General features: G+C 71.7%; 14 protein-coding genes. 7 read left to right on the top strand and 7 right to left on the bottom strand.

Features of this window, described 5'->3' with window-relative positions:
• Window positions 1-38: 38 nt before the first annotated feature.
• From eccCa to ACFYZY_RS28170, 5 genes are all read left to right on the top strand, one after another.
• Complete coding sequence (eccCa, locus tag ACFYZY_RS28190) at window positions 39-4,031, top strand: type VII secretion protein EccCa (RefSeq protein WP_388699623.1); 3,993 nt, start codon at window positions 39-41, stop codon at window positions 4,029-4,031.
• 205 nt (window positions 4,032-4,236) lie between these two features.
• Entirely contained in the window at window positions 4,237-4,671 is a 435-nt protein-coding gene (locus ACFYZY_RS28185) for a hypothetical protein (RefSeq protein ID WP_388699621.1), read from the top strand.
• Between the two features lie 11 nt (window positions 4,672-4,682).
• Window positions 4,683-6,845 carry a hypothetical protein gene (locus ACFYZY_RS28180; RefSeq protein ID WP_388699618.1) on the top strand — a complete coding sequence of 721 codons (2,163 nt, stop codon included), beginning with the start codon at window positions 4,683-4,685 and terminating at the stop codon, window positions 6,843-6,845.
• 2 nt (window positions 6,846-6,847) lie between these two features.
• Entirely contained in the window at window positions 6,848-7,516 is a 669-nt protein-coding gene (locus ACFYZY_RS28175; RefSeq protein WP_388699616.1) for a hypothetical protein, read from the top strand.
• Between the two features lie 110 nt (window positions 7,517-7,626).
• On the top strand, window positions 7,627-7,860 hold the full coding sequence (locus ACFYZY_RS28170; RefSeq protein ID WP_125661844.1) for a DUF397 domain-containing protein: 234 nt from the start codon (window positions 7,627-7,629) through the stop codon (window positions 7,858-7,860).
• An 85-nt stretch (window positions 7,861-7,945) separates the two neighbouring features.
• Here ACFYZY_RS28170 and ACFYZY_RS28165 read toward each other — a convergent pair whose 3' ends face one another.
• The 7 genes from ACFYZY_RS28165 to eccB form a co-directional block, all read right to left on the bottom strand.
• Window positions 7,946-8,254: a WXG100 family type VII secretion target gene (locus tag ACFYZY_RS28165; protein ID WP_388699613.1), complete on the bottom strand. Its 309-nt coding sequence runs from the start codon at window positions 8,252-8,254 to the stop codon at window positions 7,946-7,948.
• 14 nt (window positions 8,255-8,268) lie between these two features.
• Window positions 8,269-8,601, bottom strand: coding sequence for a hypothetical protein (locus tag ACFYZY_RS28160; RefSeq protein ID WP_388699611.1), 333 nt, complete (start codon window positions 8,599-8,601; stop codon window positions 8,269-8,271).
• Between the two features lie 31 nt (window positions 8,602-8,632).
• Entirely contained in the window at window positions 8,633-9,889 is a 1,257-nt protein-coding gene (locus tag ACFYZY_RS28155; RefSeq protein ID WP_388699608.1) for a S8 family serine peptidase, read from the bottom strand.
• Window positions 9,890-9,901: 12 nt separating this feature from the next.
• The gene (locus ACFYZY_RS28150) at window positions 9,902-11,284 is read right to left on the bottom strand and encodes a hypothetical protein (RefSeq protein WP_388699606.1); all 1,383 of its coding nucleotides are present in this window, start codon (window positions 11,282-11,284) and stop codon (window positions 9,902-9,904) included.
• A 23-nt stretch (window positions 11,285-11,307) separates the two neighbouring features.
• Window positions 11,308-11,766, bottom strand: a complete 459-nt coding sequence (locus ACFYZY_RS28145) for a hypothetical protein (protein ID WP_388699603.1) — start codon at window positions 11,764-11,766, stop codon at window positions 11,308-11,310.
• An 87-nt stretch (window positions 11,767-11,853) separates the two neighbouring features.
• The gene (gene mycP / locus ACFYZY_RS28140) at window positions 11,854-13,119 is read right to left on the bottom strand and encodes a type VII secretion-associated serine protease mycosin (RefSeq protein WP_388699601.1); all 1,266 of its coding nucleotides are present in this window, start codon (window positions 13,117-13,119) and stop codon (window positions 11,854-11,856) included.
• A gap of 3 nt (window positions 13,120-13,122) precedes the next feature.
• Window positions 13,123-14,667 carry a type VII secretion protein EccB gene (eccB, locus tag ACFYZY_RS28135; RefSeq protein WP_388699599.1) on the bottom strand — a complete coding sequence of 515 codons (1,545 nt, stop codon included), beginning with the start codon at window positions 14,665-14,667 and terminating at the stop codon, window positions 13,123-13,125.
• Window positions 14,668-14,858: 191 nt separating this feature from the next.
• Here eccB and eccE point away from each other — a divergent pair, with 191 nt between their 5' ends.
• Together eccE and ACFYZY_RS28125 are read left to right on the top strand one after the other, a co-directional pair.
• Window positions 14,859-16,163, top strand: coding sequence for a type VII secretion protein EccE (gene eccE / locus ACFYZY_RS28130; RefSeq protein WP_388699598.1), 1,305 nt, complete (start codon window positions 14,859-14,861; stop codon window positions 16,161-16,163).
• Window positions 16,164-16,291: 128 nt separating this feature from the next.
• Window positions 16,292-17,077: a hypothetical protein gene (locus ACFYZY_RS28125; RefSeq protein ID WP_388699657.1), complete on the top strand. Its 786-nt coding sequence runs from the start codon at window positions 16,292-16,294 to the stop codon at window positions 17,075-17,077.
• The last annotated feature ends 43 nt before the right edge of the window (window positions 17,078-17,120 follow it).

Raw genomic sequence — 17,120 nt, 5'->3', positions numbered from 1 at the left:
CGCCACGAGCCCGTCTCCAACGAGGGATTGATGCGCCGGTGAGCCAGATCGTCGTCAAACGCCCGCCGAGGTCCCTTCCTCCTGAAGTACCCGGTGAGGAACTGGTCCTGGAGCCTCCGCCGGAACTTCCGCGGGGACAGCAGGAGTCGGCGCTGATGCAGTTGCTCCCGATGCTCGGCATGGGTTCGTCGGTGGTGTTCTTCTTCATGACGCCGTCGCCGATCATGCGGATCATGGGCGTGCTGATGCTGGCGTCGACGGTCGGCATGGCCATCGCCCAGGTCGTGCGGTTCCGTCGTGGTACGCAGGGGCAAATGGCGGATGTCCGCCGCGACTACCTCAAATACCTCGCGCAGACCCGGCGTACGGTCCGCCGCACGGCGCGCGCGCAGCGGGACGCGCAGCTGTATCTGCACCCCGCCCCCGAACAGTTGTGGTCGGTGGTGGCCGAGGGGTCGCGGGTGTGGGAGCGGCGGATCGGCGACCGCGACTTCGGGCAGGCCCGGATCGGCCTGGGGGCGCAGCGGCTGGCGACGCCGCTGGTGGCGCCGGAGACGGCGCCGGTGGACGAGCTGGAGCCGTTGTGCGCGGGGGCGATGCAGCAGTTCCTCGCGGTGCACGGCACGCTGGACGGACTGCCGATGGCGGTCTCGATGCGGGCGTTCTACCACGTGACGGTGTCGGGCGATCCGGAGTCGGCGCAGGCGGCGGCGCGGGCCCTGGTGGCGCAGCTGGTGACGCTGCACTCCCCCGACGACCTGATGCTGGCCGTGGTGGCGGCGCGGCCGGCGTGGGAGCGGTGGGACTGGACGAAGTGGCTGCCGCACGCGCAGGTGCCGGGGCAGGTCGACGGAGCCGGTACGAGGCGGCTGTTCGGCGACGACCTGGGTGAGCTGGAGCAGTTGATGCGTTCCCGGCTGGACGGGCGGCCCCGGTTCTCCCGGGAGAGCCGGCCGGTGCTGGACCAGCCGCACGTGGTCGTGGTCCTGGACTCCGATTCCACCCGCGGCGGTCCGGTGCCGCCGGACTCGCTGCTCGCGGCGGCCGAGGGCCTCCAGGGCGTGACGATCGTGGAAGTGGTGTCCGGCGAGCTCGACGAGCCGCGCGGCGGCCTGTCGGTGGTGGTGCGGCCGGGCCGGCTGCGTCTGGAGTCGGGCGGCGGCTTCGCGTACGAGGGGTTGCCGGACGGCATGTCCCTGCCGGCGGCCGAGGCGCTGGCCCGGCAGCTGGCGCCGCTGCGGACGGGCGGCGGGGACGACGACGAACCGCTGCTCGCCAACCTGGACTTCACGGACCTGCTGAACCTGGGGGACGCGGGTTCGGTGGACGTGGCCAGGACCTGGCGGCCCAGGACGGTGGCCGAGCGGCTGCGGGTGCCGATCGGCGTCGGCGAGGACGGGCAGCCGGTCATGCTGGACCTGAAGGAGGCCGCGCAGGAGGGCATGGGCCCGCACGGACTGTGCGTGGGCGCGACGGGTTCCGGCAAGTCGGAGCTGCTGCGGACGCTGGTCCTCGGTCTGGCGGTGACGCACTCCTCGGAGACGCTGAACTTCGTCCTCGCGGACTTCAAGGGCGGCGCGACCTTCACGGGCATGTCGCAGATGCCGCACGTGGCGGCGGTCATCACCAACCTGGCGGACGACCTGACGCTGGTGGACCGCATGGGCGACGCGATCCGCGGCGAGCTCCAGCGGCGCCAGGAGCTGCTGCGCTCGGCGGGCAACTACGCCAACATCCACGACTACGAGAAGGCGCGGGCGGCGGGCGCGCCGCTCGAACCGCTGGCGTCGCTGGTCCTGGTGATCGACGAGTTCTCCGAACTCCTCAGCGCCAAGCCGGACTTCATCGACATGTTCATCCAGATCGGCCGGATCGGCCGTTCGCTGGGCGTGCACCTGCTGCTGGCCTCGCAGCGCCTGGAGGAGGGCAAGCTGCGCGGCCTCGACACGTACCTCTCGTACCGGATCGGTCTGCGGACCTTCTCGGCGGCGGAGTCGCGGACGGCGATCGGCGTGCCGGACGCATACCACCTGCCGTCGGTGCCCGGTTCGGGCTACCTGAAGTTCGGCACGGACGAGATGACCCGCTTCAAGGCGGCGTACGTCTCGGGGACGTACCGGGCGGACGGGCCGCGCCCGGAGGCGGGGCAGCTGCCGGTGGAGCGGCGGCCCGTGCTGTTCACGGCGGCGCCGGTGCCGGTGGTGTACGCGGCGCCGGACCCGGCGCACCCGGCAGGGCGGGGCGCGGAGGAGGACGAGGCCCTGGCGGACACGGTCCTCGACGTGATCGTGCGCCGTCTGGAGGGGCAGGGGGTGCCGGCGCACCAGGTGTGGCTGCCGCCGCTCGACCGGGCGCCCTCGCTCGACCAGCTCCTTCCGGGGCTCGCGCGGACGGCGGAGCGGGGCTTCACGGCGACGGAGTACACGCGCCGGGGCACGCTCACCGTGCCGCTCGGACTCATCGACAAGCCGTTCGAGCAGCGGCGCGAGGTGTTGTACCGGGACTTCTCGGGCGCGGCCGGTCACATGATGGTGGTCGGCGGGCCGCAGTCCGGGAAGTCGACGCTGCTGCGGACGCTCGTCTCGTCGTTCGCGCTCACCCACACCCCGGCCGAGGTGCAGTTCTACTGCCTGGACTTCGGCGGCGGCGGTCTGGTGTCGCTGGCCGACCTGCCGCACGTCGGCGGAGTCGCGTCCCGGCTCGACCCGGAGCGGGTGCGGCGGACGGTCGCGGAGGTGACGGGGGTGCTGAACCGGCGCGAGGAGTTCTTCCGCGCACACTCCATCGACTCGATCGCGACCTACCGGCGCAAGCGGGCCGCGGGCGAGCTGCCCGGCGGTCGCCCGGAACAGGGCCCGGGGGAAGAGGCGTGGGGCGACGTCTTCCTGGTGGTGGACGGCTGGGGCGGTTTCCGGAACGAGTACGAGGGCCTGGAGGGGACCGTGTCCGACCTGGCCGCGCGCGGCCTCGGCTACGGCGTCCACGTGGTGATCACGGCCTCCCGGTACATGGAGGTGCGGGCGGCCCTCAAGGACCAGATGCTGGGCCGGCTCGAACTGCGGCTCGGTGACGTCATGGACTCGGAGTTCGACCGGAAGGTCGCGGCGAACGTGCCGACCGGGGTGCCGGGGCGCGGTCAGGTGCCGGAGAAGCTGCACTTCATGGGGGCGCTGCCGCGGATCGACGGGTCGAGCGCGAACGACGACCTCGCGGTGGGCACCGCGTCCTTCGTCGAGGCCGTGCGGACCGGCTGGCAGGGTCCGCCGGCACCGCCGGTGCGGCTGCTTCCGCACAAGCTGTCGGCCGACCTGCTGCCGAAGGGCTCCGAGTTCCCGCAGCACGGCATCGCGATCGGCATCGACGAGACCCGGCTGGAACCGGTCTTCGTCAACTTCGAGACGGATCCGTTCTTCCTGATCTTCGGCGAGAGCGAGTCCGGCAAGACGAACCTGCTGCGGCTGATCGTCCAGCAGATCGCCCAGCGGTACTCCCCCGACGAGGCGAAGCTGGTCGTGGGCGACTACCGCCGGGCGCTGCTCGGCAGCCTGCCGGAGGAGCACCTGCTCGAGTACGCGCCGATGGCGAGCTCGCTGCAGATGCACATGGAGGCGCTCTCGGGCGTGTTCGCGCGCCGGCAGCCGCCGCAGGACGTGACGCCGCAGCAGCTGCGGGACCGCAGCTGGTGGTCGGGGCCGCAGGTCTTCATCGTCGTCGACGACTACGACCTGGTGGCGACGAGCGCGGGGAACCCGCTGGCGCCGCTCGCGGAGTACCTGCCCTTCGCCCGGGACACGGGCGTGCGGTTCATCATCGCGCGCAACAGCGCGGGGGCCTCCCGCTCGATGTACGAGTCCTTCATGCAGCGCGTCAAGGAACTGGGCGCGCAGGGCGTCGTCCTGTCGGGCGATCCGGCGGAGGGCGACCTGCTCGGCGCGGTCCGGCCCCGTCCGATGCCACCGGGCCGCGGCTACTTCGTGGGGCGCCGGGGCGGCGCGTCACTGGTGCAGACGGGGCGGCTGCCCGCGCTGTGACCGGGCGCCGGGTCCGGAACGCCTCGGGCCCGGGTCCGCCCCGTGCGGAGGCCGTGTCCCGCCCCTACGGAATCCGTGGGGGCGGCCCGGAACGGGTCGGAACCGTCCGGCGGTCTTCACGTCCGCACGTCCGCGGCAGGGCGCGCGGGCCCCAGAACTGAAAACACCATCCCGGCCCGGCCGAGGCTCGACCAAGGAGGAAACCGTGTCGTTCGAAAACGAGTGGACCCAGCACAAGAACGTCGCCATGGAGCACCGGTCGTCGAGCACACGGCTGAACCAGGTGCCCGCCGACGCCGGCGGGGGCGGGGGCGGGGAGCAGCCGGACCTGGCGACGACGCCGGCCAGGAAGAAGGCTGCCGCCAACACCATCGAGAACCACATACAGCCGGACGTGAAGGCGGCCGCGGACGCCGGCGACGAGGGCACCAGCGGCGCCGTCGCCGAATTCAAGGGCTGGGACACGGCGACCGGCCTGAAGAAGGCCCATGAGCACTGGGACGGCCAGGTGAAGCGCCTGATGGCGCGTCTGGACTCGGAGAAGGCCGCGCTGCGGGGCGCGTCCACGCTGTTCAGCAACAACGACATCGTGACGGGGTACAGCTTCGCCCCGGCACAGTCCAAGGTCTCGGGTCTGTAGGAGGAATCACGATGCCGACGTACCAGGAGATCATGGAGATCGACCTCGGCAAGCTGAGCACCGCCGCCGACGGCTGGAAGAGCATGGCGGAGAAGTTCAAGAAGGTCGAGGACATGTACGAGAAGGAGGTCCAGAGCGTCGCCGCGGGCGGTCCGCTGTGGACCGGCCAGGCCCAGCAGGTCAGCGCGACCAACTTCGGCATCACCCGCAAGGAGCTCGACTCGGCGCAGAAGGAGGCGCGCGCCATGGAGTCGCTCCTCCGGGACGCGCACAGCACGTTCACCGAGCTCAAGGGCCGGGTGAAGGCGGCGGTCGACGAGGCCGTGACCGCCGGCATGAAGGTGTCCGAGTACGGGAACGCCAGCTACGACTTCAGCGAGGTCAGCGCCCAGGAGGCCAACGCCATCCGCCACGACCCGGGCTTGCGGGACGTGGAGATGTCGTACACGACCAAGATCAACGACGCGGTCAAGGCGGTCACGGAGTTCGACGCGGACGTCAAGACCGCCCTGCTCAACGCCTCCGGTGCGGACGGCACCGCGCCCCTGGGCTTCAACGCGAAGCCGGTCGGCGACGTCGAGGCCGTCGAGGCGCTGGCGCTGTCGGAGAAGGTGCGCGAGGGCAAGGCGTCGAAGGAGGAGCTGGAGCACTACCGGGACCTGCTCCGGCAGAACTCCGGGGACAGGCACTTCAGCGAGGCGTATCTGGACGGCCTCGGCGCGAAGGACGCCCTGAAGATCGCGGACCGGATGAACCTGGCGTCGAACGAGCGGGGCATCCCGGCCGACGAGAAGAAGCTCTACGACTCGATCAACGCCGGCCTCGCGAACACGATCGCCTCCGGCACGAAGGACCCGAACGGCTACGCGTACCGGCCGTTCGTGGACGGGCTCAAGGAGCTCGGCACGGAGAACTTCGGGCGCTACGGCAACGTGACCAACGGATATCAGATCCTCGTCACGGCGATGAACCAGGGAGACCCCAAGGCGTACGGCAAGGAGTTCCTGAACGAGATCGGCGACGACATGATCAGGGTCGAGAAGGAGAAGCCCCGCGTCTGGGAGCACTTCTTCGACGGCCAGCGGCCGAACCTCGCCCACGATCCGCTGGACGGGCTGCTCGACATCATGAGCAAGGACCCGAAGGACGCGGAGTACTTCCTCGACCCCAAGGCCCCCGGGAACGCGAACGAGCACCTGAAGTTCCTGCTCACGGACCGGGAGTGGCCGGATCCGGCGATGAACAACCTCTACTCGGCGCCCACGAGGATGGACGACCCCTTCAAGGCGGTGGGTCTCGGCAACGCCATCCAGGCGGCGGCGACGGGGCACGAGCCGGGCGAGAAGCTCGGCCCGGTGGGGCCGCACACCGAGGGGCAGGCGCGGGTCATGCAGAACGCCATCACGTTCCTGGACGACGACAAGGGCGGTGCCGAGTTCCCCGAGGAGCTCGCGAACATCAAGCAGCCGATGGCCCGGGCCCTCGCCGACTACGTGGCCGACACCCACATCACGCTCAACGGCCAGGAGTCGGAGTACGGCGGCGCCGGCGGCAACCCCGACATCACGGGCAAGGGCGACAACGCGCACATCGCGGTGGGCCAGGAGAGCCTGGTCCGCGTCATGCGCGGAATCGCGGACGACGGTCCGTCGTACGCCCTGATGTACGAGGCGGAGCGGGCTTACTCCGCGAAGCTGCTCGCGGAGGCCCCGGCCCCGCCCCCCGAGACCAACCCCGTACACGGTCAGAGCGCCGAGTGGGACCACCGTTCGAAGAACATCGGCTTCGCGATGGGTGCCCTCAACGAGATCGGCGCCGACGTCTACATCGACAAGGGCAAGGAGAAGTCGGACTGGGCCGAGGAGACCGCCGAGTACTCGGCCATCGCCGGCAACGCGCTGATCGGTGAGATCCCCTTCGTGGGTACGGCGGGCGGCGCACTGATCGACTCCGTCAAGTTCGACTGGGTGAAGGACGTCCAGGACGTGGCGGAGGAGCAGGCGAGGAAGGAGTCGAGCGACTCGTACTCGTCGGGGACGGATGGGCTGAACAGCATGTTCGACGCATGGCACAAGCGCGAGGACCTGGGCGAAGGCCCCTTCAATTCCGCCAAGGACGCTGCGAGCGGGGGCCACTCCGACGGCATCGGCGCGGCCAAGAAGTACCTGGGGTGATCATGCGCAGTTCCCGAACCTGGCCGCTCCTCGTCGTCTCCGTCCTCTTCACCGTGACCTCGTGCAGTGACGGGACTCCGTCGCGGGCGGAGCGTCCGGACGACTATGCCTGCGCGGTCTCCGCCGGTTCCCCCGAGGCGAAGTTGCTGTCCCAGGTGATGCGGACGGACTCCTTCACGACCCGGAACGGCTATCGGAGCCCCCGGTTCGTCGAGAAGGCGCAGGACCGCCTGCGCGAGTACGGGGAGGAAGGGAAGACACTCGCCGTCAGGCAGTGCTTCTTTTTTCCGGACGGACGGAGCGGTGACGGCCAGACGACCGTCGAGTACGGGTGGGCTCCCCTCTCCGACGCGCAGAAGGGAACGGACGCGGCCGGCACCCGCCGCTACCGCCTGAACGGGGCGACGGGACGGTCCGGCGACGTCACCACCGACCTCTACGTACGGTGCGAGCTGCCCGGCGAGCTGAAGGAACCGTCGAAGAAGGTCCTCTTCCACGCGGGCGTCTCGTTCACCACGAACCTGGGCACCGTCGAGGACCACGGCACCCAGGACCAGCAGATGTCGTTCGTCTACCTGATGGCGCGCCGGGCCACGGAACTCCTCGGCTGCGAGAACCGGCCGCTGGCGAAGGACCCCGTCGTGAGGCCCCTCACCGGAAACGCCCCCTGACGATCCACGCGAGGCACATCCGGTTCCGCCTGACAGGGCGTCCGCCCGGCGTTCATGATGGAACCGCTACACCGTTCCACCTTTCCCACCGCACGAAGGAGCAGAGCCAGATGGGCACCCAGCAGGAGAAGGACGAGCTGTACGCGCTCGACATCAGCGGTGTCGAGTGGCAGGGAGCCCCCGGTACGAGCCCCGACGAGGAGCGCGTGGAGATCGCCCATCTGCCGGGCGGCGCCATCGCGATGCGGTCCTCCCTCGACCACGACACCGTGCTGCGGTACACCAAGGCCGAGTGGGACGCCTTCGTCCTGGGCGCCAAGGACGGGGAGTTCGACCTGCGGTAGGACGTACGGGAACGCGAAGGGGCCCGCTTCCCCCGAGGGAGCGGGCCCCTTCGCGCGACCCCGGGGGTCGCGGCGCGTACGCGGATCAGTACGCCTCGGTGAAGAGGCGGGACGCCTTGACGTCGGTGGCGCGGTAGCTGTCCTTGCCCTGCTCGACGATCTTGGCGACCTTCTCCAGGCGGTCCCTCATGTCCTCGGCGCGCTTCTTGTACTTGCGCTGGAGGATCTCGTACTCGTGGTGCGCGTCGCCGTCCCAGGTGTCGGTGACGACCTTGAGTGCGGTGTCCATCTCCTGGATGTCCTTGATGATGTTCTGCGAGACCGTGCGGATGCGGTTCGCCATCTCCTGGACGCTCTCGTACCGTACCCGGGTGCCGGCGCTGTCGGCAGACATTTCGTCCCCTTTTCTTAGAGGTTGTTGAGCGCGGAGTTGTTGTTGGCGGCGGCGAACGCGGCACGGACGTCGTCGTCGTTCGCGTTGCTGAGGTTCTTCGTCTCGCCGACGGCGTTGAGCAGCACGCCCAGCAGACGACGGATGACGTCGTGGTCCTCGTTGAGGAACGTCTGGGCCTGCTTGAAGCCCACCGCGCCGACACCGGTCCAGCCGGCGCTGCACGTCTCCAGGATGTTGGCGAGCTCGCGCGCCTGCTTGGAGACCGCCTCACCGGTCTCCATGATCTTGTTCTTGGCCTTGACGACCGGATCGTCTGCGAGTCCGAACCCGCCGGTGGGAGTGCTCATTCGTGCTCCTCGGTTGGTGAGATGACCTTGCTCATGCGTCTGTCGACGTTCTCCTGCGTACTGCCGCCGCCACGACGACGCCCAGGACGGCGACGACGGCGACGGCACTCACGGCGACGGCCCGGAGCGGGAGACCGCTCTCCTCGGGCCCGGCGGCCGATTCGGTCTTCCCGGGCGTCCCGGGGCCCGTGGCCGGACTCGTGCCGCTTGTCCCCGTCTTCCCGGGTGAGGGGGAGGTCCGCGGTGCGGACGGAGCGGGCGACCGGCTCGCCCGCGCGGCGAGCAGCGGGTTGACGTCCGGATCGCCCGGATTCCCCTTGCCCTCCAGGAGCACCTGAGCGGGGCGTACGGACCCGTAGCCGATGTACTTGCTGGGGACGGGCCCGTTGTGTCCGGCCGTCTCCAGCATGACCCGGAGGACCTGGTTGGCGGTCCAGTCGGGGTGGGCGGACCAGATGAGGGCGGCGGTGCCGGAGGCGATGGCGGAGGCGTGGCTGGTGCCCTCGAAGGCGCAGTACTCGGACTTGTTCTTGGAACAGCGGCCCGGCGCATCGACGCCGGGGGCGGCAAGGGCGAGGTGGGGGCCGTAGCTGGAGAACTTGGCGATCTTCCCCTTGGTGTCGAGGGCTCCAACGGCAACGACACCGGGAGTCGCCGCCGGATAGAGCGGACCACCATCCCCGTCGTTGCCTGATCCCGCGAAGATCAGTACGTCCTTCGCCAAGGCATAGTCCACCGCCTTCTGCCACTTGGCGATGTCCTCATCGGACTCGACTCCGGCCATCGAGATGTTGATCACCTTGGCGCCGTTGTCAGCCGCGTACCGGATCGCCCGGCCTGCGTAGCCCACCAGGCCGTAGGACCCGACAGCATCGGCGACCTTCAGAGGAAGAATCCTGGCGTCCGGTGCGATTCCCCTGACGCCGCCGTTCGCTCCGGTGCCCGCGATGGCAAGGGCCATGTTCGTGCCGTGGGGACTCGTGTCCTCGCCGTTCGCAAGGCCGTCTCCCCCTTTGTCGTTGTAGAAGTCGCGGCCCGGGAGCACTTTGCCGCGCAGCTCCGCCATGGACGAGTCGACGCCGTTGTCGAGCACGGCCACCGTGACGCCCTTGCCCGTGGCCACCTTCCACAGCTCGTCCGCCTTCATCGCCTCCAGGTACCACTGGCGCGACCGCATGTCGTCCGCCTGCGCCACCGGCGCCGCGACGGTCCACGTCGCGACGACGGCGGTCAGGGCGCCGAGCAGACCGACCGCTCGGCTGCGAACGGCCCGGGTGGGGAAGGGCATCGGGGGAGACTCCTAGTCGATGACGGGCGGGACGATCCGGCGCTGTCCCGAGGTCCACGTCTCCTCGTCCTCGGACAGGTAGTCGGGACGGTTGCGCGTCTCGCGACGCTCTTTCCGGTCCGGGTCGGTGGAGGCCGGGGGACGGACGAGTCCCGTGCCGCCGGGGGTGAAGGCACGCCCGCCCGTGGCGGACGTGGCGGCGGATCCCACCGTTCCGCCCGGCTGGGTCGCCAGTCGGCGGCCCGCCGCACCGGGCGTGCTGCCGGGGGCGCCGCCGAAACCTCCGGCACCGGGACCGTGCATGCCCGTGGCCCCGCGGCCGAGCTGGGAGGCGGCGCGCTCCTCACCGATGACCGTGCCCATGGGCATGGACACGCGTCCCGGCCGGCCGGGTCCGGCGTGGCCCGGGACCTGCCGACCACCGATGATGCCCTCGGCCCGAGGAGCGGAGCCCAGCGGGCCGGGACCCGTGAGCCCGGGGGCGCGGGTGACGGGACCGGACGGCCCCGGGGTGGCCGGGCGCGGGAGCGGGTGGCCGCCCTGGGGACCGGTCTGCCGACCGAAGGGCGGAGCGACGGGAGGGAGCACGGGCCCCGGTCCGCTCGTCGTCGGGGGCTGCACGGCAGGGGGCTGCGTCGTGGGCCGGTTCGGTGCCTCCGGAGCAATGGTCACCGAGTCGAGGCGGGTGTCCACCACCCTGTCCGGCGGTGCGACCGGCGGAGGAGGCGTGGACGGCTGCGTCGGCGAGGGGGACGGCGGAGTGATCCGGTCGGCGCCGCCGGTGCCCGGCTCCGCGGGCCGCAGGGAGGGCGAGTGGACGGTGGGGGCTGAGCCTGTACCTGTGCCCGAAGACGTCCCGGAGCCGGTTCCGTCTCCGGGGCCGTATGCCTTCTCACCGAGGTCGACGGAGCCGTTCAACGGCTTGAACTCCGGCTGCCGCTCCGTCGCGATCCGCTCCCGCGTCGCGTCGTAGTACGACGACAGGCGCTGGAGCTGCTGGATCGCCTCCTGGAGCTTCGGGCCCTTCTCGGCCTCGATGCGGGCCTTCTCCTTCTCCGGGTCCGCGAAGCACATGCCCGCCGGCTTCGGCACGGCGGCCTTCGCCTCGGTGAGGGCCTGGCCGGCGCGCTTCATCTCCTCGGAGACGACCTTGGTGAAGTCGCCGAGGACCAGGGTCTCGGAGACCATGCCCGCGCCCCACTTGCGAAACGCGTCGCCGCCCTCGCCCTCCCACTCCACGCGGCTGATGTAGTGCCGCAGATCGGTGGCGATGGCAAGGATCTTGGGCACCGCGGCCGCGAGGGCGGTCCCGCTGCTCGACAGCTCCTCGGGCCTGGCCGACGCGATCATCGCGTACAGGGCGTCCAGGGACTTCCCCTCGAACTCTCCCGACATCGTGTGTTCCTCCCCCGTCGGCGTCAGCTGAATCCGCCGGTGTCGGCGGTCCCGTGCGTCGGTGTGACCGGCTGCTCGGGCGTGGGCGCGCCCCGGCCTCCGGTGCCGTGGTGCTTGCTGGTGCCCGTCTCGACGGACTTCTGGATCGCGGCGAAGCGCTGCCGCTCCTCCTCGTCCACGCCCGAGTACCCCTTGTCGGCGATCCGGGCGCGAATGCCCATCGCCTCGATCGTCTCGCCGAAGATCCTCGTCAGCTCTTCGAGCCGTGTGCGCACCTTGTCGTACGCCCCGTGCAGCTCGGTTGCGGCGGCGAAGCCCGTGCCGTACGCGTCCGGTGTGATCCTCTGTTCGCCGATCTTCGTGTGTTCGGCGGGCGAGCTCTTCAGCTCGTCGAGCAGTTTCTGCATGCGCGTCTGGAACGTCTGGAGGGTTACCTCTCCGACTTCCAGATCCTTCTTGCCGTGCCCGTCCGGTCCTGCCACGTCACATCCCCCGTCCCGCAAGAACAACGGTCACTCTAGCCACTCGGTACGACAGTTCCAACTGCAAAGCCCTGTCCGGAGAACCGTTCACGGGCGTGCCCCCTTCCGGCGGCGGCCGTCACGGATCACGGTGGCGGTTCCGGCGACCACGGCCACCAGGACGGCTCCGATCCCCAACGCGTAGGTGGCGAGCCGTTCGGAGCGCTCCTGGGGCGTCTCCGACAGGGCCAGGCGGGCCGGCTCGGGGGCCGGCGGCCTGGGCGGGCCGGGGTCGGGCGTGGGCGAGGACGGCGGTGTGCCGGGGAGGTCGGCGAGGGCCCGTACGGGATCCACCACGCCCCAACCGACGTGATTGTCACGCCCGTTGACGGAGCGGACGGCGGTCTGCTCGATGCGGGCGACGATCTGGGCCGGGGTCCACTTCGGGTACTTGGCGCGGAGCAGGGCGGCGACGCCCGCGACGTACGGGGCGGAGAAGCTGGTGCCGTTGTCGACGCACTGGCCGTCGCCGGGGACGGTGGAGACGATGTCGACGCCGGGGGCGGCGACGTCCACGAAGGTCCCGGACTGGGAGAAGGCGGCGCGCTCGTTGTTGCGGTCCGAGGAGGCGACGGCGAGGACGCCGGGGAAGGCGGCCGGGTAGGTGTTCCCGAGGGCGCCGTCCACGCCGTCGTTGCCCGCGGAGGCGACGACGACGACACCCTTGGATATCGCGTTCGCCACGGCCCTGGCCAGGGCGGATTTCGGGGAGAGGGCCTGGGTGGTGTCCTGCGAGATGTTGATGACGTGGGCGTTCTTCGCGACGGCCCAGTCGATGGCCCGGGCCATCGTGTCGGTCTTGCCGTTGTTCTTCTCGTCGTTCTGCCGGATCGGGATGATCGTCGCCTCGGGGGCGAGGCCGACGAAGCCGGTGCCCTCGCGGGGGCGGGCGGCGATGATGCCCGCGACCTTGGTGCCGTGACCGACCTCGTCGACCGTGCCGTCCGTCCTGCCGCGCCTCTCGTCGCCGGGGCCCGGATTCTTCTTGTCGGGTTCGAGGTAGTCCTTGCCCGCCCCGGCGTCGACGGCGGTGCGCAGCTGCGGGTTGACGTCGTCGACCCCGGTGTCGATGACGGCGACCCGGACGCCCTTGCCCCTGGTGTCCTGCCACAGTTCGTCGAGGAGGACCCGCTGGAGCGGCCAGGGGGTTCCCCGGATCTGCTCCTTCATGGGGAAGGCGCACTCGCCGCCGCCGTCGAGGACCGGCGCCTCCCGGGGCGTCGCGGCGGTCGCCGCGGGGGCCGGGAGGAGGAGGGCGAGGGTGCCGGCGGTGAGCAGGGCCGCCGTGCGGTGCGTGGTCGTCACCGGCGCCATCCCCTAGGAACCCTGCGGCTGGCGCGCGCTGTTGGTGTCCAGGCGCGGGCCCTTCGAAAGGAACTCGGACCACTCGATCGGCACCAGGACCGGGGTGACCTTCTCGTAGCCGAGACGCTTCTGGGCGTCGCTGGGTTCCGGGCGCCCGTCGCTCCGCGGTTGCTTCCCCGCGCCGATCTCGGAGCGGTCGGAGTCGCTGTCGCCGTTGGCCTGGACGGCGTATCGCAGGCCGGTGTCGGTGACGAGGAAGAGGGAGCCGTCGGGCGTCTTCTGCCGGCCCTGGATCTGGGTGTAGAGGAGGCCGGTGCCGGGCGTGACGTACGTGCTGGTGCCCCCGGCGGTGATGTCGGCGGGATAGTCGCGGCCGGCCCAGGTGGTGAGGGTGGTCCCGCCCTTCTCGTCGACGTGGGTGAGGACGCTGCAGACGGTGTCGCGGGCGCCGGGGCCGGAGACGGCGTTGACCCGGGTGGACTTCAGCCGGGGCCAGCGCGCGCCGTCGTGGAAGGGGGTGGGGTCCGGGTCGACGGAGGAGGCGTCGACGGCGGTGGCCCTGCCGTCCATGTCGAGGACGGCGGTCTGCGGGGAGTTGATGAGGAGCCAGGCGGTGAAGGGGGTGACGGGCCGGACCTTCCCGGCGAGCACGACGTAGTGCTGGGGGCCGGAGCCGGTCTGGGCGAGGAGGACCATGCCGATGCGGTTCTCGGTCCCGGTGAGGGTGTCGCCGGGGATGCCGGCGGGGTCCCCGACGCGTCCGTCGATGCGCGGGAAGTCGATCTGGTCGCCGGCCTTCAGGGTGGCGAGCCAGTCGTCGGTGACGGGCTGCGGCTCCTTGCCGAGGCCGACGAGGGCGGTCAGGAGGCCGGTGGAGCCGGCCTTCACGGGGTACTTGGTGCCGGTGTGGTCGACGAGGAACCGGGCGTTCCCCTTCTCGCCCCTGACGTAGAGGACCTGTCCGTCCCCGAGCCGGCCAGGGCCCTCGGTCCGCCCGAGGTCGCGCTCGGCGAAGAGGAAGGTCGCCTTCTGGACGCCGGCGCCCTTGCCGCCGCCGGGCTGTTCGCAGACGGCCCAGCGCTTGGGCCTGCCCGCGTCGTCCGCCGCGGGCAGCCGGTCGGGGGCGTAGGGGATGCCGAGGATCGGGCCGCGCGGCGGCTTGCCCTCGTCGAGCTTCCCGTCCTCGACCTGGACGACCTGGAACTTGTCGGGGTCGAGCAGGAGCCGGGCGGAGGTGAGGTTGAGGACGGGGTGGAGCAGGGTCTTCCGGTCCTTGCCCCTGCCGGTCTCCAGGACGACGTACCGGGTCGTCGACTGCTTGCCGACGATCACGCGGGTGCCGGGGTCGTCCCAGCCCTTGGGGGCGGTGGGCTTGAACATGCCCCAGGCGCCGAACCCGGCGACGGCCAACGCGGCGACGACCAGCCCGGGGAGGACCGCGCGCAGCGGCTTCGGCGCCCCTTCCTCGGTGCCGGAGGGAGAGGGCTGGAGGAATGCCGCCACCGTGCGCTTCTTCGCAAAGGTGTACGCGTTGAGCTCGTCCCGTCGCGATGCCATGAGTCCCCATTCTCGTCAGGCGCGGTCTCCTCGCGGGGCGGCCGGGGCGGTGGCACCCGGGCCCCGGCCGTCGGACCGGCCCCCTACTATGCCTGCTGCCCCGTGGGGTTCGTGGGGCGGGTAGGGTGATCCGGCCGCCAAAGCCCTGGCAGGCCAGGGTCATCGGGACGAATTGAGGGGGATTCTCCATCATGGCTTCCGCGACGCGGAGGCGGCCCGCAGCGGCCGCCGCCTCCGCTCCCCCGCCCGCGGGACCCGGCTCCTCGGTCTCGCCGAGGCTCCAGGCCCGCCCCGGTCATTTCGGTTCGTTCCGATTGCAACAGCTCGTACTGATCGAGGTGGCGGCGGCCCTGCTGCTCGTCGCCTGGGCCGTGGAGCCGGTCCTGCTGGCACCGGCGGGCGTGGTGGCCGTCGTGCTCGTCCTGCTGGCCGTGGTGCGCCGGCGCCGGCGTTCCCTGCCCGAGTGGCTCGGCACCTTCCTCGCGCTGCGCGCCCGGACGCGCCGGGCCGCGTCGTTCACGGTGCCCGAGGGCACCGAGCCGGGCTTCGCGCCGATCATGGAGTGCGACCCGGCGCTGCGGACCCTCACGTACGGCGACCGTGACCGGCGTCCGGTCGGCATGGTCGGGGACGGCACCTTCCTGACCGCGGTCCTGCGGGTGGACGCGGAGGGCACGGCGCTGCGGCCGGACCGGGCGGCGCGGCCGCTGCCGGTCGGGATCGTCCGGGACGCGCTCAGCGTGGACGGCATCCGGCTGGAGTCGGCGCAGATCGTCCAGCACACGCAGCCGGCCCCCGCGCCGCACCTGCCCGCGCAGTCGATGGCGGTGCGCAACTACGGCCCGCTCCAGGCGCGGACGGGTTCGCCCGCGGTGCGGATCACCTGGATCGCGCTCAAGCTCGACCCCGAACTCTGTCCCGAGGCGGTCGCCGCGCGCGGCGGCGGCATGACGGGCGCGCAGAAGTGCCTGGTGCGCGCGGCCGACCAGCTGGCGAGCCGGCTCGCGGGCGCCGGGTTCCGGGCGAGCGTGCTGACCGAGCAGGAGCTCACCTCGGCGCTCGCCACGTCCAGCTGCGCGAGCCCGATGGCGATCGCGCAGGCGGGCCGGGGCCGGCCGCAGGAGCGGCGGGCCCGGGAGACCACCCGCACCTGGCGGGTGGACGACCGCCGGCACACGACGTACTGGGTGGGGCGCTGGCCCCGGCTGGGCGGCCGGAACGGCGGCGCGGGCGCGTCGATGCCGCAGCTGGTGGCCCTGCTGACCTCGCTGCCCGCGCTCGCGACGACGTTCAGCCTGACGCTGAGCGGCGGGGACCGGCAGGAGGTGACGGTGACCGGACACGTACGGATCACCGGGCGCAGCGACGAGGAACTGGTGGCCGCGCGGCACGAACTGGAGCGCGCGGCGCGCGGGGTGAGGACGGGGCTCGTGCGACTGGACCGGGAACAGGTGCCCGGCGTCCTGGCGACGCTTCCGCTGGGGGGTGCGCGCTGATGTCCACCGCCGCCCCGCACGAACCGCACGGCTTCCCCGGCCCCGGTGCACAGCCGGGCGCGGGGGCTCCCGGACTCACCGGCGCGCCCGGCGTTCCCGGTGTCGATGGCGCCTCCGGTGCCCATGGCGTGCGGCCGGCCACCGGTACGTACGGCGGACGGACGGACGCCCCCGCCGCCGCGCCCCTCCCCCGGCCCGCCGGACGGGGCGGACGGCCCCGGTTCGGCTTCGGGCTCGTCGGACCGCGCCGCGACCGGCACTCCGTGTCCGTGGAGCAACTCGAAGCGCTGGCCCTCCCGGTGGGCGACGACGGCGTGGTCATGGGGGTCGACGCCGAGGGCCGCCCCGCCGTGCTCGGCATCAACCGCCCCGTCCCGTACGACGTCACCCTCATCGGCGGCCTGTGGACCGCGCAGGTCCTGGCGCTGCGGGCCGCCGCGACGGGCGCCCGGGTGGCGGTCGAGACCGGTCGCGCGCAGGCGTGGACGGCGCTGGCCCGGGCCGCGGGCGGCGGGCAGCCCTGCATCACGCTGCACGACGTGGGCCGGGTGCCGCCGCAGGGCGCGTCGGCGGGCAGCCCGGTGGTCGTGGTGCGCGACTGCGGCATGCGACCGCCGCGCGGCCGCGTCGTGTCGACGCCCTGGCAGTCGGTGGTGACGCTGCTCCCCTATCTCAGCCCGGTCGCGCCCCGCCTCCTGGAGAAGTCCTCCCTGGCCGGGGTCCAGCGGGTGTCCCCGGACGAGGCGGTCCGGATCGGCCGCATCATGAACCTGCCGCGCCACGCGTACGAGGCGCTGTCCACGCTCGCGGACGGGGTCACCCTTTGGTGCACCCCGGACGACCGCCAGTTCGTGATGACGCAGGCGACGGACGTCGAGACCGGATTGTTGGGCGGCGCGCGCCGCATGGACTGAGCGGCACGAAGTCGCTCGCGTACGTCCCTTTTTGCATCGTTTT

This window comes from Streptomyces sp. NPDC001744, assembly GCF_042892575.1.
Lineage (GTDB): Bacteria > Actinomycetota > Actinomycetes > Streptomycetales > Streptomycetaceae > Streptomyces.
This window is presented reverse-complemented; position numbering and strand designations above follow the sequence as displayed.